Annotated in this window: 1 protein-coding gene; it reads left to right on the top strand. The window is 64.1% G+C overall.

The features are described from left to right. Positions 1–94: 94 nt before the first annotated feature. On the top strand, positions 95–1,208 hold a 1,114-nt coding region (locus tag IMZ11_RS42360; RefSeq protein WP_228649184.1), incomplete at its 3' end, for an IS630 family transposase.

The raw sequence follows: 1,208 nt of genomic DNA, 5'->3' as shown, positions 1-1,208 counted from the left end.
GCTAGTGCCGCATCAGCTGGGGTTTGCCCCGTTTCGTGGCGACACGCCGATCAAGGTCCCACCGCGATCGGCGTGATCGCCTCACACTCTGCTCGTGGCTGAACGGGTTCGCGTACGCGAGATCGATGACGATGAAGGGAACCGGTTGCTGCGCATCGTACGGCGCGGCACGGGATCGGTGGTGACCTGGCGGCGAGCGCAAATGGTTCTGCTGTCAGCCCAGGGCATGAACACCGGCCAGATCGCCAAGGTCGCCTTCACCAGCGAAGACCGCGTCCGCGATGTGATCCACAACTTCAACACCGACGGATTCGACTCGCTCTACCCCAAGTACAAGGGCGGCCGGAAGCTGACCTTCAGTCTCCCGCAGCGCGTTGAGATCAAGAAGATCGCCAAATCCAAGCCGGGCGAGCACGGGTTGCCGTTCTCCCGGTGGAGCCTTGCCAAGCTGGCCGATTTCCTGGTCGCCGAGGGGGTGGTCGAGGACATCAGCCATGAGGGCCTGCGCGAGCTTCTACGTGCGGAAAACGTGTCCTTTCAAGCCATAAAGACCTGGAAGACCTCCCGCGATCCGGACTACCAGGTCAAGAAGGCCCGCATCGAGCACCTGTATGCGATTGCCGACGGCCAGGTGATCCCCGAACACGGCGAACCCACGGTGATCTTCTGCATGGACGAGTTCGGTCCGCTCAACCTGCAACCGCGCCCGGGCAGGCAGTGGGCCGGTGTCGGCGGCAAGGGCAAGGATCCCGCCCGTGAACCGAGGCCCAGGATGCGCGCCACCTACACCCGCACCCAGGGCGTGCGGCACCTGTTCGCCGCTCTGGACCTGGGCAAGAACAAGATGTACGGGCACATCAAGAAGCGCAAGCGACGCGGCGAGTTCCTGGAGTTCTGCCGCTACCTGCGCACTCTCTATCCGCCCGAGACGCGGATCGCGGTCATTTGCGACAACTTCAGCCCGCACCTGACGACCAAGAAGGACAAGCGGGTCGGCCAGTGGGCGGAGGCGAACAACGTGGAGATCGCCTACACGCCCACCAACTCCTCGTGGTTGAACCGGATCGAGGCGCAGTTCACCGCGCTGCGCGAGTTCACTCTCAACGGCACCGACCACGTCGGCCACCGCGAGCAGGGCAGCATGATCCGCCGCTACATCGCCTGGCGAAACCGCAACACCGACAACCCCCGCCTACGCCGGATCGTGA

The sequence above is a fragment of the Microtetraspora sp. AC03309 genome (genome assembly GCF_020826795.1).
GTDB lineage: Bacteria > Actinomycetota > Actinomycetes > Streptosporangiales > Streptosporangiaceae > Microtetraspora > Microtetraspora glauca.
This window is presented reverse-complemented; position numbering and strand designations above follow the sequence as displayed.